Source organism: Nannocystis sp. RBIL2, assembly GCF_026626745.1.
Taxonomy (GTDB): Bacteria; Myxococcota_A; Polyangia; order Nannocystales; family Nannocystaceae; genus Nannocystis.
On record NZ_JAPNJW010000002.1, the window covers coordinates 803,635 to 824,868 of the forward strand.

Sequence of the window (21,234 nt, forward strand, 5' to 3'; positions counted from 1 at the left end):
CCCGGCGACCGCCGCGAGGACGCGCTAGCATCGGCGCTGCGCATGGACGACCGCAGCCACCACGGAGGGACCGGACGCGCCGCGCGAGCCTCGCGGCCGCCGAAGCTCCAGCCCGGGGACTACAAGGCGCTGATCAAGGTCGGCTACGGCTGCAACGAGCACTGCACCTTTTGTCACACCCTCGACGTGCGGCCGATCGACGGCGACGCCGAGGAGGTCGAGCGGAAGATCGTCCGCGCCGCAGAGCTGGGGCACGCCATGGTCGTCCTGTCCGGCGGCGAGCCGACGATCCGCCCCGAGCTGCTCCGCTGGGCCGCGCAGGTGGCCGGCCTCGGCCTCGACCTCGGCCTCGTCACCAACGGCCGCGCCCTCGCCTACGCCGAGCTCACCGACAAGCTCGTCGCCCATCGCCTGCGCTACGTCTACCTCTCGCTCCACGGCGGCAGCGCGCCCGTACACAACCGCCTGGTCCGCAGCGACGCCTTCGATCAGGCCCTCGCCGCCCTGCGCAACCTCAGCGGCCGCGGCCTCGACCTCACCGTCAACTGCGTCGTCACCCGCCAGAACCTCGCCCACCTGCGCGGCCTCGTCGACCTCGTCGCCGCGTTCGCCGACGTCACCCTCAAGTTCTCGATGGTCGAGCCCAAGGGCGGCGCTGCCCGCAACTTCGAGCTGCTGGTGCCGCGCGTCGGCGCCGTCGCCGAGGCCGTCCTCGCCGCGGCCGCGCACGCGCGTGAGCGCGGGGTCCGGGTCCAGCACGGCGGGATCCCGCGCTGCCTCCTACCTGGCCTCGAGGACAGCTACAGCGACCTCCGCAGCCACCGCTACTGGACCATGGTCGAGATCGGCGAGCCCGATCTGTTCCCGGTCGACGACGACAACAAGCGCCACCCGCCGGCCTGCGCCGGCTGCAGCCTGCGCGGCGGCTGCCCCGGGCTCTACCGCGGCTATCACGACGTCCATGGCGACGGCGAGCTGCGCCCGGTCACCGATCGCGCGCGCGCCAACTCGTTCAACTACACGCTCGAGGCCGTCCACGAGGCCCCCGAGGCCACCTGTCCCTTGCGACAGGGTCCGCTCGGCGTCACCCCGTGGGAGCGCGGCCGCCACCTGTTCGTCCGCCGCGGCCCCGCCATCGCCCGCTACCGCGCCGACACCCGCGACTTCACCGACGAGGAGATCGCCGCGGTCAAGCACGACCTCGGCCAGGTCTACGTCGACGCCGCCCGCGGACCGGCCCCCCAGGACTTCGCCCGCGAGCTGGTCCCGCTGGCCCGCAGCCCGCTGTGCGCCGACTGCCCGCACCTGTCCTCTTGTACAGGGATGTTCGAACCTGTCTTCGAGGACATCTTCACCCGCGACGACGCAGTCGTGCGCGCGCGCCTGGCCGAGCTCACCGGCGACGTGCTCGACCTCGGCTGCGGCGACGCGCCCTACCTCGACGTCCTGGCCCCGCGGATCGCCGCCGGCGCGATCCGCTACACCGGCGTCGACCCCGACGCGGCCGCGCTGGCCCGCCTGCGCGCTCGCCTGCCGCCCGGCGCCGAGCTCGAGGTCGGCGACGCCGAGGCCCTCGAGCTCGGCGAGCGCCGCTTCGACGCGGTCACGATCCTGCGCAGCTATAACCACCTGCGCGACCCCGATCGCGTGCTCGTCACGGCCCTGTCGCGGCTGCGTCGCGGCGGCGTCCTCGTCGTCTGCGACAACACCGCGTTCGGCCTGGCCCGCACGCCGGCCCAGACCACCCGCGGCGAGCGCTCGACCGCGCGGCGCGAGCACTACCGCAACGACACCGCGGTCGAGGCCGCCGGGCGGATCGAGGCCGTCGCGGCCGGGCTCGGCGTGAGCCTCGCCGCCCTCGATCGCCGCGACATCGGCCCGGGCACCAGCAACCAATGGCTGCTGGTCTACAGCCTCGCCTGAGGCGGTTGCCGACCGCTGCGCTCGCCTATCGCTCCCCCGCCCGATCGCGTACATAAGCCGCGGAGACCGATGTCGATCACCTTCTACTACACCCCCAATACCAGCGCCTCGCGCGTTCACTGGGTCCTCGAAGAGCTCGGGATCCCCTACGACAAGGTCAAGCTCGACCTCCGCGCCGGCGACCAGCACAAGCCGGAGTTCCTCGCCATCAACCCCAACGCCAAGGTGCCCGCCCTCGTGGTCGACGGCACGCCGATCTTCGAGTCGCTGGCGATCATCATCTACCTGGGCGACCGCTTCGGCGTCGAGAAGGGCCTGTGGCCGCGCGTCGGCTCCGGCGAGCACGCCGAGGCGCTGGCGTGGATCGTGTGGGGCTCGGTCACCCTGGGCGGCACGATCTTCCGCATCTTCCACAACACCAGCGAGTGGTTCCCGGCCGACTCGCGCAACGCGCTGCAGGCCGAGTCCGCCCGCGAGGAGTTCGAGGGCCAGCTCAAGATCCTCGACCAGCGCCTCCAGGGCCGCGAGTACCTGGTCGGCGACCACTTCACCCTCGTCGACGCCGCCAACGCCGCCGCGCTCGCCTGGGCCCTGTCGTTCATCAAGGTCGACACCGGCCGCTTCCCCGACCTCACCGCCTGGATCGACCGCAGCACCCGCCGGCCCGCCAACCTGGCCACCCACGGCGCCTAGCGCTTCCGCCATGTCCGAACGGACAGGTCTTTAAACACCTGCCCGTTCGGGCATGTCCCTCAGGACCTGTCCCGCATGCCCGACTTCCTCGCCCGCGTCCGCGCCCTCCCCCGCCTCGGCCTCGGCGTCAGCACCGAGTACGGCGCGCGGCGGCAGGACGGCGCGCTCGATCCGCTCGAGCTGCGGCGGCGCCGGCCCGACTGCGCCGGCTTCCTCGAGGTCGGCGTCGAGGTCGTCAAGGGCCTCGACGACGACGCGCGGGCCTGGGCCGCGGCCGGCCTGCCGACCACCTACCACTTCCTCGACATCAACCTCGACGACCCCGACGACTTCGATCCGCCCTGGCTCGCCGCCGTGCGCACCGTCGCCGCCGAGCTGCGGCCGGCGTGGCTGTGCGGCGACGCCGGCCTGTGGCACCTCGGCCGGCGCGACCGCGGGCACATGCTGCTGCTGCCGCCGATCCTCGTCGAGGAGGCCGTCGCGCCGCTGGCCGACGGCCTCATCGCGCTGCGCGAGGCGACCGGCCTCGAGGTGCTGCCCGAGAACCCGCCCGGCGCGGCGTTCGTCGGCGAGCTGCACCTGCTCGACTTCTTCGCCCGCGTCGCCGAGCGCGCCGACACCGGCCTGCTGCTCGACTGCGCCCACCTGGCCATGTTCCAGCGCGCTCGCGGCCATGCCCCGCGCGCGGGCTTCGACGGCTTCCCGTGGGACCGCGTGGTCGAGCTGCACGTCGCCGGCGGGCGCGTCCACGACACCGCCGGGCTCGCGTGGGTCGAGGACGATCACGGCACCGAGGTCCTGCCCGACACCTGGGAGATCGCCGCCGAGGCGGTCCGGCGGGCGATCAACCTGCGGGCGATCGTCGTCGAGTGCGAGCGCAACCCGATCGACGCGGTGCTGCCGCTGTTCGACCGCGTCGCCGCGCTGTGGCAGGCGCGCGATCCGGAGGCCGCGTGAGCCGCCTCGACCCGCGGCGCGTCCAGGCCGCGTTGGTCTGCATGCACCTCGATCCCGCCTACGCCGCCGCAGTGCGCGGCCCGGGGCCGCTGCCCGAGCTGGCCGAGCGCGAGCGCGAGCTGCTGCGCGCCGTCGATCCGCGGGCCCTCGCAGTCGACCCGTACCGCCGCGCGCGGGCCGTGCACGCCCTGCTCGAAGAGTACCCGGCCGCCGCCGCCCTGCTCGGCGTGCCGGCGGTCGACGCTTTCTTCTCGACGGCGGCGTTCCGTACCTGCGCGTTCGAACATGGCTCGATGGCCCTGTCCTTCGGGACATGGCTCGGCGACCAGGCCGGCGGCACGGGCCGGATCGAGGCCGCGATCGCCCGCGCTCGCCGCCCGCGCCCCGGCGCCGGCGAGGGCCTGGCGTGCAACCCGTGCGTCGCCCCGCTGTTGGTCCCGGTCGGCAGCCTGGCCTGCCTCGAGCGCGTCCGCGCCCGCCTCGGCCCCGACCCGGCCGCCGCCCTGGCGACCGCTCGCCCGTCGCGCGAGCGACCGCCGCGCGGGCCCGATCGCGAGCCGCTGCTGGTCGAGGCCGGCCCGGGCGGCGAGGTGTCCCTCGGGACAGCCAGCGAGCCGCTGGTCCGCCTGCTGCTGTTCGCCGGCGACGGCCGGCCGCACGCCGCGCTGGCCGCCGAGGCGGTGCGGCTCGGCGCCGAGACGCACGAGGCCGACGAGCTGCTGTCCGGCCTGGTCGCCGACGGCCTGCTCGTCGCGCGTTGATTCGGCGAGCGTCGATCGACCACCGCTGCAAGCGACGAGCGACGCGCGCCTCGCGAGGCCGCGTCGCCCGGCTCACGCCGCCGTCAACTGCCGCCCATGAAGCGCAGGGCGAAGTCTCGCAGGCGCAGCACCGCCGGGATGCCGTCGGTGCTCTGGAACGTCAGCGTCTCGGCGAACTTCACGTTCTCCGCGCTCTTGTAGGCGACGTAGGCGCGGCCGGCCGGGCTGCCGAGCAGCGCGTTGATCTTGCTCTCGAACTCGCCCTGGACCGCGGCGACCTCGGCCGCGCCCTCGGCCGACAGGCGCTGCGACACGCCGTCGGACTCGGCGTTCACCCGCTGGCGATACTCGAGCGTCTCGGCCGAGATGTTCTGGATCCCGAGCAGGTAGCCGTCGGGGAGCGCCTCGGGCGCGTCGATGTCGAGCACCTTCCCGACCTCCTCGCGCACCTTGGCCCGCTCCTCGTCGGACAGCGCCTTCAGGGCCCGGCGCGCCGAGCCCGGCGTGCTGTCGCCCTTGGTGTCGACGAAGCCGACCTGGTACGCGCGCTCGAGGTCGGCCTGGCGCTTGATCCAGTCCTGCTGCCGCGCGTTGGCCAGCGCGTTGGTGCCGAGCTCGTAGTTGTCGAGCTCCTGCTGCTGCTTGGCGACCTTCTCGCGCGCCCCGTCGAGCAGCTTGTTCTGCTCGTTGAGCTGGATCTGCTGCAGCTGCTTCTCGTACTCCTCGCGGAACGTCACCGCCCGCACCAGCACCGCCTGCGCCTCGAGGTGCAGCGGCGCCAGCTCCTGGTTGAGCCGCGCCAGAGTCTCGTCCGCGACCTTCAGCCGCGTGTCGGCGTGGTAGAAGTCCGAGCTCGTCAGGTTGGCCAGGCCCTCGCGCAGCACGCTGACCGTGGTCTCCTGCGCCAGCCGCTGGAACCGGTACTGCCCGTTCGTGCTCTCCACGTGGTTGCCGGCCATCATGATCTGATGCGCCTCGCCGGGCTTGATCCGGTACGGCACGCTGACGTCGACGAACACGTTGTTGTTGTCGCGGGTGCGGATCTGCAGCCCCTGGCCCTCCTCCGAGCCGTAGTCGAGGAACAGGTAGTGGCTCGGCAGCAGCGTGAGCGTGTGGATCCCCGCCATGTTGAGCGTCCAGCCCGGCTCGAGGTCGGCCGCGAGCACGCCCGACGCGTTGCTGCTGCGCACCCCGATCGTACCGAGCGGCACCGTCGAGATGAAGCAGGTCGGCGCGATCCACAGGAACAGCAGCGACAGCAGCGACAATTGACAGATACGGACGAAGCCCTTCACTGCGCACCTCCGATCTTCTCGACCTCGATGCGCGACGGGTTGGCGTCGTTGGCCCACGGCTCGATCGCTATCGTCACCCCGCGCAGGCGCTCGCCGAGCCGCTCCATCACGCGCTCGACCGGCTGCGAGCGGAACGCGTCGATCTCGGCCTTGCGCGCGCGGTAGACCGCGTCGAGCTGACCGCGGAGCTCGGCCGCCTGCTGCTTGGCGGCGCTGAGCGCCGCCTGGCCCTCGGCGACCTTCGAGATCTTGTAGGTGTCGGCCTCGCGGGTCGCGTCGGCCTGGGCCGCGATCGCGGTCGCCAGCGCCGACTCGAGATCGGTCCGCTTCTCCTGGATCAGGCGGTTCTGGTCGCGGTTGACCTCGGCCAGCCGACGCTCGCGGCTGGTCTCCGCCGCCGCCAGGTTGGACTTGATGACCTCGAGCTGGTTGCCGAGCTTGTTGCGCTCCTCGATCAGCTTCTCGTACTCGTCGTTGAACTGCGGCCGCGGCGTCACGATTTGGGTCACGATCACCCCGTGGACGCCGAGCAGCTCGTTGAGCCGGCTCTTCGCGCGCTCGGTCGCCTCGCCGAACTTGGTCGGGTTCGACACCGAGATCGTCGACTCGCGGCCGAACTCGTCGCGCAGGATGGCCCGCACGTACGGCCGCATCCACTTGAGGTAGCCGCGATCCTCTCCGCCGTCGCGGATGACCGTCTGCGCCTCGTCACCGGCCATCTGGAAGATGATCGTCGTGTCCGAGAAGTGGAAGTTCGAGCCGTCGCTGGCGCGCACCGTCAGCTCGCTGACCTCGAGGTCGTCGACGTTCTTCGACCCGTGCATCGAGAACGTCTGCGGGCTCGCGTCGAGCACGTAGACCGAGTGGATCCCGAACGGCAGCCGCGTGATCCAGCCCGGCTGCGTCACGGTCACCAGCCCGCCGGTGATGTTGTTGATCCGCACCGCCACCTGGCCGGGCTCGATCGCCGTGAACGAGGTCGTCATCAGGACGAGCCCGGCGATCAGCGCCCCGCCGATCCACACCCAGTCGAACCAGCTCGAACCTCCGCCGCCGCCGGTCACCGATTTGAGCTTCCCCTGGAGGTCTCCCAGGATCTGGCCGCCGCTGGGTCGGCCTGAATTCCGCTGTTGCGCCATGCCCGCATCGTACACCAGGCCTCACGAGGCCCTGGTGGGCGCGCTCAGCCAGAGCGCAGCGCGGGATCGTCGTCGACCGCCGATTCGGCGGCGGCGGCGACTGCGAGTTCGTTCGCTTGGCCGGGGGCGGCGATTGCGGAGTCGTCGTTCTCGCCCGTCGCATCGCTCGCCGGCGCTTCACCGCCCTCGCCTGCGCTCTCCGCCGTCTCCTCGCTCGCCTCGTCGCCCGGGGCGGGATCGCCCGGCCCGCGCGGCGCCAGCACGCCGACCCGCGGATCGACGAAGGATGCCAGCCAGCCCGCGATCTGATTGTCGCCGGACGCCAGCGCGCGCATCTGCACCACGCGCACGCCGTCGCTCGCCTTGATGTCGGCCGACAGCTCCTCCGCGCGGACGAAGCGGCGCGTCATCAGCACCTTCGCGGCCATGCGCACGCGCGGCGTCAGGCGATCGAGCTCGGCCTCGTCGTCCTCGCTCAGCGTCGACGCCACCAGCTCGCCGTCGATGCCGATCAGCGCCGCGGGCATCGGCCACTGCTTCATCAGGCCGACCAGCACGCGGCGCTGCTCGAGCAGTCGGCCCTGCATCTGCGACTCGAGCTCCTGCTGGCGGTCGAGCGCCGCGTTGAGCTGGCGCGCCACCTGCCCGAGCTCGTCCTGATAGAAGTCGCGCACGCGACGGCGGCGGTCGCCGCTAGCGATCGCCTCGGTCACGCTGCCGACCTCCGAGAGGCGCCCGAGCACGTCGCGCTGCAGGCTGCGCGACAGCGGTCCGAGCGACAGCAGCGCCACGGTCACCAGCACCCCGAGCAGCACCGCCGCCTCGATCGCCGACTGCGACGCCTCGATGTTCGCGTCGCCGAGCGCCGTCTTCTTCGCCTCGAGGTACTGGTTGACGTCGCGCTTCAGCTCCTCGAACACGCGGAACACCGACTCGTGGTAGGCCGCGTACGGCTCCTCCGGGATGCTGCGCAGCAGCTCGTCGCGCGCCTTGCGGTAGACCTCGTAGTTCTCCTGCAGGTTCTTCAGCATGGCGATGTCGTCGTCCGTCATCGCCGCGCTGCGGGCCTGCACCAGCGCCTTCTCGAAGTCCTCCTCGGCCGCCGTCATCTCGGTCGGCTCGCTGCGCTGCATCAGCCCGACCAGCGTCGCGCTGTCCTGGCGCTCGATCTGGTCGAGCATCGCCACCGCCGCGCTCAGGCTGACCAGGTTGTTCTGCACCACCACCTGGACGTTGCGGGCGACCCGTTGCGAGTTGAACGCGGCCGTGCCGACGCTGAGCAGCAGCAGCGCGATCAGGTAGCCGTAGCCGAGCAGGAGGCGGGTGCGGAGGGTCATGGCGGGCGGGCTCCGGGGTCTACGCCAGGCTGGCCACGCGGCGGACCGACGCCGGTTGGCCGACGATGAGAAGACGATCGCCGCGCGCCAGCCGCTCGTCGCCGGCGACCTGCGGCAGCACCTGCCCGCCGCGGCGGATGGCGATCACCGACACCCCGTAGCGGCGCTTCATGTCGATCTCGTTCATCGACTTGCCGATGAATTGTTCGGGCGTGGCGACCTCGACCAGGTTGGTGTTCTCGTCGAGCGCGATCTGCTCGAGGATCGTCGGGTGGGCCAGGTTACGGGCCAGGCGCTGGCCCATCTGCAGCTCGGGGTTGATGACCTCGTGCGCGCCCACGGCCAGCAGCACGCGCGCGTGCAGCTCGTTGGCCGCGCGGCTGATGATGCGCGGGATCCCGCGCTGGCGCAGCAGCGACGTGGTGAGGATCGACGTCTCGCGGGCGCGGGCCCCCATCGCCACCACCACGCACGACATGCGCTCGAGCCCCAGCTCGTTGAGGGCGCGCTCGTCGGTCGCGTCGGCGCAGGCGACCGCGTCCACCTCGGACTCGACCAGCTGAGCCCGCTCCTCGAGCTGGTCGATCGCCAGGACCGCCGCGCCCTCGCGCACCAGGCTCAGCGCGACCGCCCGTCCGAACTGCCCGAGGCCGATGACTGCGAATTCTCCGCTCATGAGGACATGTCCTTGAGTTCAGGTTGCGAGGAGGCCCGGCGCTCAGCCGACCATGATCTTGGCCTCGGGGAACTGGACGTGCGCGCCGCGCGGCGTACCGAGCGCGAGGGCGAGCGAGATCGGACCGACGCGGCCGATGAACATCGTCACGATGATGAGCCACTTGCCCAGCGCGTTCAATTCCGCGGTGGCCCCGATCGACAGGCCGACGGTCGCCAGGGCGCTGACCGTCTCGAACAGTGCCCGCTCGAACGGCATGTCGTGGCTGACGAGCAGCGCGAAGGTGATGACCACCGCGACCATCGTCGCCAGGGTCATGATGGTCCCGGCGCGGTAGACGATGTCGTGCGGGATCGTCCGCCGGAACAGCTGGGCCCGCGCCTGGTTGCGGATCAGCGCCGGGATCGCCGCCAGCACCACCGCCAGGGTGGTCGTCTTGATCCCGCCGCCCGTGCTGCCCGGCGAGGCGCCGATGAACATCCACACGATCATCATCAGGATCGTCGAGCGCTCGAGCGCCGAGAAGTCGACGCTGTTGAAGCCCGCCGTCCGCAGCGTGACGCTCTGGAACACCGAGTTGATGATCTTGTCGGCGAGCGACAGCCCGTGCAGCGACGCGTCCCACTCGGCGATCGCGAACAGGATCGTCCCACCGATCACCAGGCTCAGCGACATCCACAGGACCACCCGCGCCTGCAACGGCAGCCGTCGCTCGGATCCGCGCGCGCGCAGCCACAGCGCCAGAAGCACCGGAAAGCCGAGCCCGCCGAGCGTGATCAGCGAGCCGTGCACCGCCTGGATCGGGCCGTCGGTCTGGAACTGGATCAGGTTGTCGCTCCACAGCGCGAAGCCGGCGTTGCAGAACGCCGACACCGCGTGGAACGTGCCGCGCCACAGCGCCGACCCCAGCTCGAAGCCGTAGCCGTGGTGGAACAGCAGCGCCAGCGCCAGCGCGCCGACGGCCTCGATGAGCAGCGTCGACACGACGATGAAGCGCGTGAGCGTGTACGCCGAGCCCGGGCTGGTCAGGTCGAGCACCTCCTCGAGCGCCTGCTCCCCGCGCAGCGCCAGGCGCCCGCCGAGCAGCACCGCCGCGAACGTCGACAGCACCATGATCCCGAGGCCGCCGAGCTGGATCAGCAGCAGGATCACGACCTGGCCGAAGTGGGAGAACGCGACCGGCGTGTCGAGCACGATCAGCCCCGTCACGCAGGTCGCGCTCATCGCCGTGAACAGGGCGTCGATGAACGCGATCGATCGCTCCGTGGCCGAGGCCGCCGGGAACGTCAGCACCAGCGCGCCCGAGAAGGCGATCAGGCCGAACGTCGACAGGATGAGCAGCGCCGGCCGGGCGTAGAAGCTCTGCAGCAGATCGGCGAACACCGGCCCGCGGGCGACGATCACCAGCAGCACCACCGCTTGCAGCGCCCACAGCAGACCGAGCGCGGCGCCCGGGCTGGTGATGGCCGTGGCCACGAACAGCACCAACATCGCCGCGAGCACGACGACGTTGTGTCGTCGCTGCCGCAGCAGCTCGAGCACGTAGGGCGAGACCAGCGCGAGGGTCGTGAGAGCGAACACCACGCCGATCAGATCGGGGATGAACTCGTGCTCGACCTCGAAGCCGAACAGCGCCAGCCCGGCCAGCAGCGACACCAGCAGCAGGTGCTGGGCCGCGGCCCCGTAGCGCTGCAGCCACGCGAACGAGGCCCCGCGATCGCCGACCCGCCGCGCCCGCGCGCCGGTGCTGCTGATCGCGAACAGGCTGTCGCCGATCAGCGCCAGGTTCCAGACGATGAGGAACCCGGCGATCTGGACGTCCGACGCGAGCGCCGGCACGAACATGCCGACGTTGACCGAGAGCAGCAGCGGCACGAGCACGAACGCCCAGCGGCGACCGCCGAGCAGGCCCGCGATCACCACCAGCGTGGTGAGCCCGACGGCGAGGGCGTACAGGTTGCCGAGGCTGAGCAGCTGATCGACGGGCCCGAGGAAGCTGGTGCGGTGCAGGTCCGCCACGATCCGCACGCCCAGCACGCTGAGCAGACTCGCGCCTGCGACGCGGGCCGCCTGCAAGCGGCGAGACGGACGGGGGACGGGAGCGGCGCTCATGGCGACGGGCCGACGAGGCTCGGCCTGCCTTTACCACCCACCTACCCCGCGGTCCAGGCGCCCCCGGCTGGAATGTCCCGCCGCGATCTTTATACTCCTTTACACGTGCCCGCTTCGCCCAAGCCCGCCGGCGCCGGACTGGCCGCCGCCCTCGCGCGATCGCGGATGCTGAACCCGCTGGCCTGGTTCGACACCAGCGCGCAGATCGAGGTGCGCCGGTTCGCCGGCCCGGCTTCGTTCGTGGAACAGCTCGCCACCCCGCTCCGCGTCGCCCACGTCACCGACATCCACGTCGGCCGGATCACGCCGATGAAGGTCCAGCGGACCGCGGTCGACCTCGTCAACGCCGAGCGCCCCGACCTCGTGTGCATCACCGGCGACTTCGTGTGCCACAGCCAGGCGTTCCTCGACCAACTCGAGGAGCTCATCCGCCGCTACGAGGCCCCGGTGATGGCGGTGCTCGGCAACCACGATCACTGGTCCGGCGCCCCCGAGGTGCGCGCGGCCCTGCGACGCGCCGGCGCCGAGGTCCTCGACAACGTCCACACCACCATCACCCTGCGCGGCCAGGCGCTCCAGGTCGTCGGCCTCGACGACGCCTACACCGGCAACGCCGACGTCGAACGCGCGACGCGGGGCCTGCGCCACGACCTCCCGACCCTCGGCCTGTCGCACATCGCCGAGGAGGCCGATCATCTTTGGACCGCCGGCGTGCAGCTCGTGCTGTCCGGCCACACCCACGCCGGCCAGGTCACCCTCGCCCGCCTCAACGAGCTCGCGCTCGGCCGCCTCATCGGCCACAAGTACGTCCACGGCCTGTACGGCTCGCGCGTCGACGTGCGCCCGCGCGGGGCCGTGTACGTCGGCGCGGGCATCGGCGCGGCCGTGATCCCGCTCCGCGTCGGCGAACGAGCCCGCCGCGAGGTCACGATCTTCGAGCTCGGCGCAGCGCCCGGGAGCTTCGAAGAGCACCACGTCGACCAGCCGGCGCTGCCCGGCCGCCCGCCCACCGAGAAGCAACGCAACAAGCGGATCCAGCAGGTCGAGGCCAAGCGCGAGCGACGCGAGCGCAAGGCCGCCCGCACCCGCCCGCGGAGCGACGACGATGACCGCTGAGCGCCCCCGCGAGAAGTCGTCCAAGGCCGCCACGACGCTGGCGCTCGTCCTGCTCGCGGCCGCCTGCGCCGCGCCCGAGCCGGCCCCTGCCCCGCCCGCTGCGGAAGCTTTGAGACATGTTCCCTCGAACATGCCCGATCCGCCAGGTCTCATCGAACATGCCCCCGAGGACAGCGCGCCGAGCCCCTCCGACGCCGCTCCCCCGTCCGCCGAGCCGACCCCGCCGCCGCTGGCGATCGTCGACCGACCGATCACCTACGACGAGGCCCGGATCGCCCGCACGATCGCCTACCGCCGCGCGCACCAGGACCCAGCCGCCAGCGGCGTCGAGATCGAGCCGCGCATGATCATCCTGCACCACACCGGCGGCGGCTCGGCCGACGCGACCTGGCGCTACTTCGACCGGCCCACCATCGAGAGCGCGCGCAAGACGATCGCCGACGCCGGCGACCTCAACGTCTCGTCCCAGTTCCTCGTCGACCGCGACGGCACGATCTTCCGCCTCATGCCGGAGACCTCGATGGCCCGCCACTGCGTCGGCCTCAACCACCTCGCCATCGGCGTCGAGAACGTCGGCGACCTCGACGCGCACCTCCTCACCGACGCCCAGGTCGAGGCCGACGCCGCGCTGGTCCGCGACCTCAAGGCCCGCTTCCCCGCGATCACGCACCTGCTCGGCCACCACGAGTACCTGGCGCTGGAGGGCCACCCCTACTTCGTCGAGCGCGATCCCAAGTACCGCACCCGCAAGGCCGACCCCGGCCCTGCCTTCATGACCAAGGTCCGCGCGCGCGTGGCCGACCTCGGGCTCGAGGGCCCACCTGTCCGTTGAGCCATGCGTGCGCGTCGTTACATGTCCCTCGGGACAGGCTCGCCGCACTGCCTCCGCGCGTTGAACCGGGCGGCCCGACCCATGACTCCGCGCCTCGTCGTCCCCCTCGTCCTCGCCCTCGCCTGCACGCCGACGTCGGGCCCAAAGCGCCCCGCTCCGAGCGTTCCTGACGCGCCCGAGCTGCCGGCTGGCCTGACCGGACTGGTCGAGCCGTGGCACCCGTTCGACCCGCAGCTCGCCGAGAGCGCGCCGGTGTGGCTCGTGACCCGCTACCAGCCGGGCACCTACCCGTGTCGACCCGGCCCCGACGGCTCGCTGGACATGCTGATCCAGGACCGCTTCACCGCGCTGCAGGTCGTCCGCGGGGCCGTGCAGGCGCCCGGCATCGACCTCGATCTGCACGCCCTGCGAGGGTCGAACTACCCGCGCGCCTACGCCGAGGAGCGTCGCTATCTCCTGCTCCTTCGGCCAGGTCCCAAGGGACAGGCTCTCCTCGCCGACTCCCAGGCGCTCGGAGGCATGAACGATCGCTGGGGGCCCGACGAGGTGCTCGCGGTGATCGACCTCGACCAAGCGGAAGCCGAGGCCGCGGCCGAGCAGGTCCCGGCGTCGCGCAGCGGCGAGTTCGCCGGCGGGCGCTGGGATCCCGCTCACTGGGCAGCGCTGCGCGCGGCAGCGACGCCCGAGCCCGCACGCCAGCGCGAGCTGGCCGCGTTCCTGCAGAGCACCGTCGCCCAGCCCCGGGCCCCGCTGGCCGAGGTGCGCGCCTGGCTCGGCCCGCCCGACTCGCAGCACCTGTACGCCAACGGCAGCCGCAGCGACGACTACGTGCTGTCCCATCCGGCCTACGCCCAACCGGTCGCAGACGGCCTCTACGGCCAGCTCGAGCTGCGCTACGACGCCCGCCTCCAGCTCCGCGCCGTCGAGCTCGGCTACCTGCGCTGGCGCGTCTCGCCGCAGCTGCAGTCGTCGACCATGCTCACCGCCGAGGAGCACGCGAAGCTCGGCCTGCCGCGGCTCGAGCTCGAGTTCCGCTGAGCGTCCGCGACGACGACCAAACAGGCAGCGACCAAAAGCGAAGAGCCCCTGCGAAGTCGCAGGGGCTCTTGTCTTCTTCGGGAGGCCTGGGCCGGAATCGAACCGGCGAATAGAGCTTTTGCAGAGCTCTGCCTTACCACTTGGCTACCAGGCCGAAGGGGCGACTTCTTTATCACGGGAAAAAACGCCGGGCAAGCCCACCCTCATGCATTTTTCTCGGCCCGGGGCCTCACCCGTGACGCGGCCGAATCGCCTCGGCCGCGGCTTTTGGGCCCTGCGGCGGCGAGGAGCTCGCGCGCCGCAGGCAGGAGGCGATCACAGGCCGTCGAGCGGATCGTCGACGTTCTTGCTGACCGAGATCCCGCCCTTCGGCTTCTCGGACTTGGGCTCGCCGTCGCCGCTCGACTTGCTGCTGCTGCCGGACTTGCCCTTGTTCTTCTTCTGCTTGTCCTCGTTGGCCGCCAGCTGAGCGTCGAGCGCGGCCTTCTCGGCCAGCAGCTTCTGCCGCTCCGTCTCGTCCTTGACGTTCTTGAGCTGGTTCTCGATCTCGTCCTTCTGCGACTTGATCTTGTTCTGCTCCTCCTGAAGGCCCTTCAGCTCCTTCATGAGGGACGCCATCTCGGCCGCGCGCTCGTCGTCTTTCTTCTTCTGCTCGATCTGCGCCAGCCGCTCGGCCTCGTCGCGCTTCTGGATGTAGTCGTAGATCAAGTAGCCGCCGACGCCGAAGCCGATGACCAGCACGCCGAGGATGCCGTAGAGCCACATCGGGCGGGCCTTCTTCTCGGCCAGCTTGACCTGCGCGTCGAGGCGCATCTGCTCTTCCTTCAGGCGGGCCTCTTGCTCGGCGCGGGCGCGCAGGTCGGCCTCTTGCAGCCGCAGGCGCTCCTCTCGCTCACGGGCCTCGCGCTCGGCCGTCTCCTTGGCGATCCGCTCCGCTTCCTCGCGGGCCTTGCGTTCGGCGATCTCACGCGCCTTGCGTTCGGCCTCTTCACGGGCACGGCGCTCTGCGTCTTCCTTGGCGCGCCGTTCGCTCTCGACCTCGGCCACGCGGGCGGCCTCGAGGTTCTTGAGCTCACTCAGGGCGATGAGGGCGGAGTTCTCGGTGTTCGACATGGCGAGCAGTGCTCCTGGAGATCAGGGCCCGTGGAGGGCCGGGAAGTCTGTTTCGGTCCGGCGGTCGGCGGTCCAACGCGAACGACCGAGTCAAAGGTCTCGGCCAGCGCCGCAGCGCAGAACTTCAGGTTGCCGCAAAACCACGGCGCTGCCTAGCCCCTCGTGCCGGGGCGCTCACAGCGACGCTGTGCGGCCGGCCACGGGCCCGCGGCGACGAACCCGCGCACGGGCGACGAGCGGCGAAAACGCGACGGGGCCGCCCCGAAGGACGACCCCGCTGGACTGTGCATCGGCGTGCTCGCCGAAGGTCAGAAGCTCACCGACACCTGCGTGCCGATCTGCTCCTTCTGGACCTTCTTGAAGGTCGCCTTCTTGAGCTCCGCGGCCACGCAGTTGGCGAGGCCGTCGTTGCCCGCGGCGTCGACCACGGTCGAGCTCAGCACCGTACCGGACGGGCCGCTGATCGACAGCTTGATCGAGACCTTCTCGCCGCCCTTGGCATTCTTGGCGCAGTTGCTCTTGGCGCTGGCCTTGACCGGATTGACGCCCGCCTGGATGTCGGAGAGCTCGAGCTTCTCCGGCATGCTGGAGTCGGACGGCGGCTTGGAGCCGCTGTCGCCGCCGCCGCCGCCCTTCTTGCCGCACTTCGACGGGTCGAGGATGCAGTCGACGCTGTAGTCCTCTTTCTTCTCTTCCTTCTTCTCTTCCTTCTTCGGCTCGGTCTTGGCGTCGACGGCGGACGTCTTGCTGTCCGTCTTCTCGCCCTTCTTGTCCGTCTTCTTCGTCGTCGTCTTGGCGACCGTGCCCTTCTTGTCGTCCGTGGTCGGAGTCGGCGTGTCGGCGCCGCCAGTCTCGTCCGCCTCCTCGTCCTCTTCCTTCTTCTTCTTCTTGGGCTTGTCGCCGTCGTCCTCGTCTTCCGGCTTCTCCTTCACCTCGGCCGGCTTGATGACTTCGACGATCTTCGTCTCCGGCGTCGGCGGTGGCCTGGTGAGGATGTACCAAGCCATGCCGCCCATGCCGAGCAGCAGGATCGCCATCAGCGCGTAGAGCGGCGCGTTCGACGAGCGCTGCGGCTCCGGAGCCGGCGCGTGCTCGACCACCGGCTGGGCCGGGGTCACGAGCAGCGGCGCGGCCGACAGGCCGCCGAAGCCGGTGCCGCCGAAGCTCGGCAGCATCGAGTCGTCACGGCCCTCTTCGCCGCCGCCGCCGCCGCCACCGCCGCCGCCACCGCCGCCCATCATGCCGCTCATGGCACGGATGTCGATGAGGCCCGAACCTTCGCTGTTGCCCGTGGGCGAGGCCGCCGGGGCACCACCGCCGCCGCCGCCGCCGCCGCTGCCGAGCGAGAACGACGGGCCGCTGGGCGCCGGACCGCCGCCGCCCTGCTTGCTGCCCATCGCGATCGACGAGAGGCTGTCGAGCGAGAACAACACCGAGTTCTCGTTGCGCGCGCCGGTCAGCGAGGACACGCGCGGGTTCTCGCCGCTGGCTGCCGGCGAAGCCGACGCCTTCGGGCCGCTGGTCGAGGCCGCGGGTGCCGCCGCTGCGGGCTGGCGCGCGGGCTCGGGCTGACGGTCGTAGCTCGAGGAGCTCGGCGTCGCCGCGGGTGCGGGCGCGCTGTAGTCGTCGTCGCTGCCGCCCGCGAACGGATCGGGCGCCGCGCTGCGGCCCGGAGCTGCGGCGAGGTCGGAGAACGCGCCCACGTCACCCAGCGGCAGCCAGTCTTCGAAGCCCTCCTGCCAGACCGAAGTGTCCTTGTCGATCTCTCCGGCGGCGAAGCGCTCGCGGACCTCGGCCTCGCTGATCGGCCCCACGGTCTCGCCACCGATCGCAAGGTGCCAGCCCGGCTCGTCGGCTGGCGCATCACCACCATCGTCTGCGCCGCCCGCCTTGTCGCGGACGATGATGACGTTGCTGCACTTCTTGCAGCGGATCTTGAAGGTCTTGCCGCGGACCTTGTCGTCCGCAATCGAGTATTTGGCTCCGCACTTATCGCATTCGATCTTCATGAGCGTGATTCCTGGGATTCGCTCGCCAGAGCGCGACGGCGTCCTGCAGAAGTGACTACGTCCGCGGGGCCGCCAGTATAGGAAATGCGGCTGGTAGGTACAACCAGACGGAGAAAACAGCCGACGGCCGCAGCTTGGGTCGCCTGGAGCCGCCCTTCGCCGACTCCTGCCCCACACGAGTTCGGGCTCACCTCACCGGACATCTGCCCAGCGGCCTCTGGGAGCCTCACAGCGCGGGTTTGACCCTGTGGCGCGACAAACGCGCGGCGACGCTCCAGAGGGTTCATGGAGCGAGTTCGGGGCTGCTGCGGTGCCGGCGCGACCTTCAAGCCGTCACGACGCGGGGCCACCAGCCCGATGGGCCAGAGCGCTGCAGGGTCGTGACGGCGGCTCACGGGCGATCGGCTCAAAACGGGTCCCGCAGCAAGATGGTCTGCTCTCGATCGGGCCCGAGCGAGACCAGAGTGATGGGGACGCCGACCTCGTCTGCGATCAGGTCGAGGTAGGCGCGCACGGCGGCGGGGAGATCTTCGAGGCGCCTGGCGGCCGAGATTCGTCCGCGCAGCGAGGGATCGCCCCATCCAGGCGCCGGGCTGAGCACCGGCACGACCTCGTCGAGCTCGACGTCGCCGGGCGAAGCTCCGTCGACGTAAGCGCGGCATACCTGGACCTCGGGCATCGCCGCCAGCACGTCGAGCTTGGTGATGCACAGGCCGGTGAGGCCGTTGAGGCGCGCCGCGTAGCGCAGCGCCGGCAGGTCGAGCCAGCCGCAGTCGCGCGGACGACCCGTGGTGGCGCCGAACTCGTCGCCGGCGTTGCGCAGCTGATCGCCGAGCGGACCCTCGAGCTTGGTCGGGAACGGGCCGGCGCCGACGCGCGTGGCGTACGCCTTGCTGATGCCCCAGGCCCCGTCGATCGCAGTCGGGCCGACGCCGATGCCCGAGCACACGCCGCCGGCCAGCGTCGTCGACGACGTCACGAACGGGTACGTGCCGTGGTCGAGGTCGAGGAGGGCCCCCTGCGCGCCTTCGAAGAGCACGCGCTTGCCGGCGCGGATGGCCGCGTCGACCAGCTCGCCGGCGTCGCACACCTTTTCGCGGAGCCACGTCGCCCACGCCTGCGCACGGACCAGCTCGGCCGCGACGTCGACCCGTTCGCTGGATCCGAGGCGCGCGATCTCGCCGTCGACGACCTCCTTCGCCAGCTCGAGGCGCGCCCGCAGCCGCTCGGGGCGGAACAGGTCGCGCACCCGGACCCCGCGGCGGCCCGCCTTCGCTTCATACGCCGGGCCGATCCCGCGGCGCGTCGTCCCGATCTTCGCCGCCTGGGCCCGATCCTCGCGCAGGCCGTCGAGCAGGCGGTGATGCGGGAAGATCACGTGGGCGTCGCGCGAGACCCGGAGCTCGCCGCCGTGCAGCATCCCGGCCGACTGCAGCTCCTCGACCTCGGCGCGGAACACGTCGACGTCGATCACCATCCCTGCCCCGAGCACGCACGGCGTCCCCGGGTAGGCGCAGCCGGACGGCACCAGGTGGGTCACGAGCTTGCGCCCGCCGATCACCAGAGTGTGCCCGGCGTTGTTGCCACCGGCGTAGCGCGCCACCAGTTGCGCCTGGCTGGCGAGGTAGTCGACCACCTTGCCTTTGCCCTCGTCGCCCCATTGTGCGCCGACCACGATCAGCGTCGTCATGCTCCGCTCTCCTCCGCCCGGCGCCACGCGCCCGGCTGTCCTTGCGACCAGATCTCGGCCCGCTCGTCGGCGCCGAAGTACACCAGCACGTCGGCCTCCGCGGCCGCGGCCTGAGCTGCCTCGAGGGAAAGCCCGGCCTGGACCCACGCGCGCCGACCGGCGGCCCGCTCGGCCTCGGCGCGCGCGGTCGCCAGGGCGCGCGCCTGCGGCTCTCGATTGTGGATCGCCACCATCACGCCGCCCGCTCGCCCCGCGACGACCGCCGCGTCGGCGTCGAGCGAGGCCTCGAGCGCGTCGAGCTCGACCGCGAAGCCCGCCCCGCCCGCGTAGCGCCCGCCGACCACCAGCGGCCTGGCCGAGCCCGGCGCCCACGCGCGCAGGCGCAGCCCGGTGTAGTAGTCGAACCCGCGCACCTCGCCGAGGTCGACGATCAGGCGCGCGTGCAGCTCCGGGGCCCGCGCCTCGACCACCGCGAGCGTCGCCTCGAGCCGGGCCAGCCGCTCGGCCAGCCACGGCCAGCGCGCGCGGATGTCCGCCGGGACATGCCCCAAAATACCTGGCGCTCCGAACAGCTCGCACAGCAGCCCGAGCCACCGCCGCGGCTCCTCGCCGAGCGCCAGACCCGCGGCGAAGCGCGCCACCCCGCCGGCGTCCTTGCGCGCGAGCAGCCCGTGAAGCGCCTCGACGTCGCAGCTCGGCAGGCGCTCGAACAGCCCGCGGGCGATGCCGACGTCGGCGACCTCGAGCGCCGCGCCCTGCACCCCGGCGGCCCGCAGCGCCTCGTCGGCGAGCAAGATCAGCTCCGCGTCGGCCTCGGGCGCGTCGTCGCCGAGCAGCTCGACCCCGACCTGGTGGCGCTCGCTCTGCTCATGTGTCCCTTCGGACAGGCGCACGACGTCGGCCGCATAGCACAGGCGCACCGCCTCCCCGGCCGCGAGCCGCTCATGCAGCTGCTGCCCGGCGAGACGGGCGATCTGCGGCGTGATGTCGGAGCGCAGCGTCACCAGCTCGCCCGAGCCCGCCTCGATGAAGCGAACGCAGCGCTGCCGCTCGCGCTCGGCCAGCCAGCGGCCGAACACCGCGAAGTACTCGATCGCCGGCGTCACCACCGGGTCGTAGCCCGAGCGGTCGAACACGCCGAGCAGCGCCTCGGTCACGACGCGGCGGCGGCGCGCGGCGGCGGGCAGCAGATCACGGGCGCCGCGCGGGAGCACCGCGTCGACGCCCTCGGGGAGTCGCGCGCTCAAAGGCCTGCCTTGAGGTCGTGGAACACCAGGCCGGTCGGGATCTTCGGATAGAAGAAGGTGCTCTTCTGCGGCATCACCTCGCCGCTGTCGCACACCGCCCGGACATCGCGGACCGGCGTCGGGTTCATGAAGCACACCAGCTGCACGTCGCTGCCGCCGGCGCGGGCCACCGCCAGCGCCTCGTCGGTCGACTTGTAGTAGCGGATGTTGGTGTTCTGCGCCTGCGCCTCGCGCGTCACGCCGAAGCCGCGATCGAGGATGAGCTCGTGCAGCAGCGCGACGTCGAGGCGCTGCAGCGCCGGCGCCAGGTGCTGCAGCCCGGCCGCCGCAGGGTCGAAGTCGGGGCGCAGCGACAGCACGACGAGCTCTCCGCTGGCCGGCACCGCCAGGCCGAACGCCGCGCCGCTCGCCCCCACTTCGGCCAGGCGCGCGCGCACTGCCGCCCCGTTGGCCGGCAGCGGCTCGCGGGTGATGGTGAAGAACGGCTCGACCTGCGCCAGCGCGGCCGCGAGGTCGAGGCCGGGCACGCTGTGGATCAGTCGGTGCGTCGGCAGGACCACGAGGCCGGGGTCGTCGAGGTTCGACAGGAAGATGAGGCCCCAGCGCGCCACCTCGCCCTTGCCCGCGGCCGCGAGCTCGTCGCGGAACGTGCACATCGTCTCGTAGCGATGGTGGCCGTCGGCGATGTAGATCTTCTTGTCCTCGAGCACGGAGCTGAGCGCGGCGGTGGCCGCCGGATCGTCGACGCGGTAGAGCACGTGGTGGGTGCCGTCGAAGTCGCCCTCGAGCACTGGCGCGCCGAGAGCCCTCGTGGTCGCGGCCTCCCACGCGCGGCCGGGGTCGGAGAACATGCCGAACACCAGCTCGAGGTGAGCCTCGCACGCGCGCATCAGCTTGAGGCGGTCGGCCTTCGGACCCGAGAGCGTGCGCTCGTGCGCGAGCACCGGCCCGGCGCCGAAGCGGGTCAGCTCGACAAGGCCGATGAAGCCCTTGCGGGTGTACTGCTGGCCCTCCGAGGTGAACGTCTGGTGGTAGACGTAGAAGCTCGGGCTGTCGTCGCGCACCAGCGCCTCGCGCTCGAGCGCGGCGAAGCGCTGCGCGCCCTCCTCGTACTTCGCGTCGCCTTCCCCTTGGGGCAGGATCACGTGGATGCAGTTGTGCGGCGAGCGAGCACCGATGCGCTCGCGGCCGGCCGCGTCGACGACGTCGTACGGAGGCGCGAGCAGCAGACCGGCGTCGCCGAGGCGGGGGAGGTCGTAACGGAAGCCGCGGAGCGGGCGGACGTGTGCCATCGCC

Annotated in this window: 17 protein-coding genes and 1 tRNA gene; 7 read left to right on the forward strand and 11 right to left on the reverse strand. The window is 71.7% G+C overall.

What is annotated here, in order from left to right; translation table 11 throughout:
* Nucleotides 1–42: 42 nt before the first annotated feature.
* From OV090_RS28425 to OV090_RS28440, 4 genes are all read left to right on the forward strand, one after another.
* Nucleotides 43–1,923, forward strand: a complete 1,881-nt coding sequence (locus OV090_RS28425; protein ID WP_267707762.1) for a radical SAM protein — start codon at nt 43–45, stop codon at nt 1,921–1,923.
* 69 nt (nt 1,924–1,992) lie between these two features.
* Entirely contained in the window at nt 1,993–2,616 is a 624-nt protein-coding gene (locus OV090_RS28430) for a glutathione S-transferase family protein (protein ID WP_267707763.1), read from the forward strand.
* A gap of 75 nt (nt 2,617–2,691) precedes the next feature.
* Nucleotides 2,692–3,573, forward strand: coding sequence for a DUF692 family multinuclear iron-containing protein (locus tag OV090_RS28435; protein ID WP_267707764.1), 882 nt, complete (start codon nt 2,692–2,694; stop codon nt 3,571–3,573).
* Nucleotides 3,570–4,334 carry a hypothetical protein gene (locus tag OV090_RS28440; RefSeq protein WP_267707765.1) on the forward strand — a complete coding sequence of 255 codons (765 nt, stop codon included), beginning with the start codon at nt 3,570–3,572 and terminating at the stop codon, nt 4,332–4,334. Before OV090_RS28435 ends, OV090_RS28440 begins: the two co-directional genes overlap by 4 nt.
* Nucleotides 4,335–4,417: 83 nt before the next feature.
* On the opposite strand, the gene OV090_RS28445 is transcribed toward OV090_RS28440, so the two are convergent.
* The 5 genes from OV090_RS28445 to OV090_RS28465 are packed head-to-tail and all read right to left on the reverse strand — an operon-like array spanning nt 4,418 to nt 10,809.
* On the reverse strand, nt 4,418–5,629 hold the full coding sequence (locus OV090_RS28445; protein WP_267707766.1) for an SPFH domain-containing protein: 1,212 nt from the start codon (nt 5,627–5,629) through the stop codon (nt 4,418–4,420).
* Nucleotides 5,626–6,768, reverse strand: coding sequence for an SPFH domain-containing protein (locus OV090_RS28450; RefSeq protein ID WP_267707767.1), 1,143 nt, complete (start codon nt 6,766–6,768; stop codon nt 5,626–5,628). The genes OV090_RS28445 and OV090_RS28450 overlap by 4 nt, the downstream gene beginning before the upstream one ends.
* A 44-nt stretch (nt 6,769–6,812) precedes the next feature.
* Nucleotides 6,813–8,105: a methyl-accepting chemotaxis protein gene (locus tag OV090_RS28455; protein ID WP_267707768.1), complete on the reverse strand. Its 1,293-nt coding sequence runs from the start codon at nt 8,103–8,105 to the stop codon at nt 6,813–6,815.
* 19 nt (nt 8,106–8,124) lie between these two features.
* Nucleotides 8,125–8,781 (reverse strand): TrkA family potassium uptake protein, encoded by a 657-nt coding sequence (locus OV090_RS28460; protein WP_096334206.1) that lies wholly within the window; start codon nt 8,779–8,781, stop codon nt 8,125–8,127.
* 42 nt (nt 8,782–8,823) lie between these two features.
* Nucleotides 8,824–10,809 (reverse strand): TrkH family potassium uptake protein, encoded by a 1,986-nt coding sequence (locus tag OV090_RS28465; RefSeq protein ID WP_267707769.1) that lies wholly within the window; start codon nt 10,807–10,809, stop codon nt 8,824–8,826.
* A 189-nt stretch (nt 10,810–10,998) separates the two neighbouring features.
* Between OV090_RS28465 and OV090_RS28470 the strand changes: the two genes are divergently transcribed.
* Genes OV090_RS28470 through OV090_RS28480 form a run of 3 tightly spaced genes read left to right on the forward strand, consistent with a single transcriptional unit; the run spans nt 10,999 to nt 13,879 of the window.
* On the forward strand, nt 10,999–12,009 hold the full coding sequence (locus tag OV090_RS28470; RefSeq protein WP_267707770.1) for a metallophosphoesterase: 1,011 nt from the start codon (nt 10,999–11,001) through the stop codon (nt 12,007–12,009).
* Nucleotides 11,999–12,841: a peptidoglycan recognition family protein gene (locus OV090_RS28475; protein WP_267707771.1), complete on the forward strand. Its 843-nt coding sequence runs from the start codon at nt 11,999–12,001 to the stop codon at nt 12,839–12,841. The genes OV090_RS28470 and OV090_RS28475 overlap by 11 nt, the downstream gene beginning before the upstream one ends.
* 3 nt (nt 12,842–12,844) lie before the next feature.
* Entirely contained in the window at nt 12,845–13,879 is a 1,035-nt protein-coding gene (locus OV090_RS28480; RefSeq protein ID WP_267707772.1) for a hypothetical protein, read from the forward strand.
* Nucleotides 13,880–13,961: 82 nt separating this feature from the next.
* Here OV090_RS28480 and OV090_RS28485 read toward each other — a convergent pair.
* The 6 genes from OV090_RS28485 to OV090_RS28510 form a co-directional block, all read right to left on the reverse strand.
* Nucleotides 13,962–14,033 (reverse strand) — tRNA-Cys (locus tag OV090_RS28485).
* A gap of 161 nt (nt 14,034–14,194) precedes the next feature.
* Complete coding sequence (locus OV090_RS28490; RefSeq protein ID WP_267707773.1) at nt 14,195–14,992, reverse strand: hypothetical protein; 798 nt, start codon at nt 14,990–14,992, stop codon at nt 14,195–14,197.
* A 308-nt stretch (nt 14,993–15,300) separates the two neighbouring features.
* Complete coding sequence (locus OV090_RS28495) at nt 15,301–17,001, reverse strand: GYF domain-containing protein (protein ID WP_267707774.1); 1,701 nt, start codon at nt 16,999–17,001, stop codon at nt 15,301–15,303.
* Nucleotides 17,002–17,407: 406 nt separating this feature from the next.
* Complete coding sequence (locus OV090_RS28500; RefSeq protein WP_267707775.1) at nt 17,408–18,691, reverse strand: adenylosuccinate synthase; 1,284 nt, start codon at nt 18,689–18,691, stop codon at nt 17,408–17,410.
* Nucleotides 18,688–19,938, reverse strand: coding sequence for an ATP phosphoribosyltransferase regulatory subunit (locus tag OV090_RS28505; protein WP_267707776.1), 1,251 nt, complete (start codon nt 19,936–19,938; stop codon nt 18,688–18,690). Before OV090_RS28505 ends, OV090_RS28500 begins: the two co-directional genes overlap by 4 nt.
* Complete coding sequence (locus OV090_RS28510; RefSeq protein WP_267707777.1) at nt 19,935–21,230, reverse strand: DUF1015 domain-containing protein; 1,296 nt, start codon at nt 21,228–21,230, stop codon at nt 19,935–19,937. Before OV090_RS28510 ends, OV090_RS28505 begins: the two co-directional genes overlap by 4 nt.
* Nucleotides 21,231–21,234: the final 4 nt, after the last annotated feature.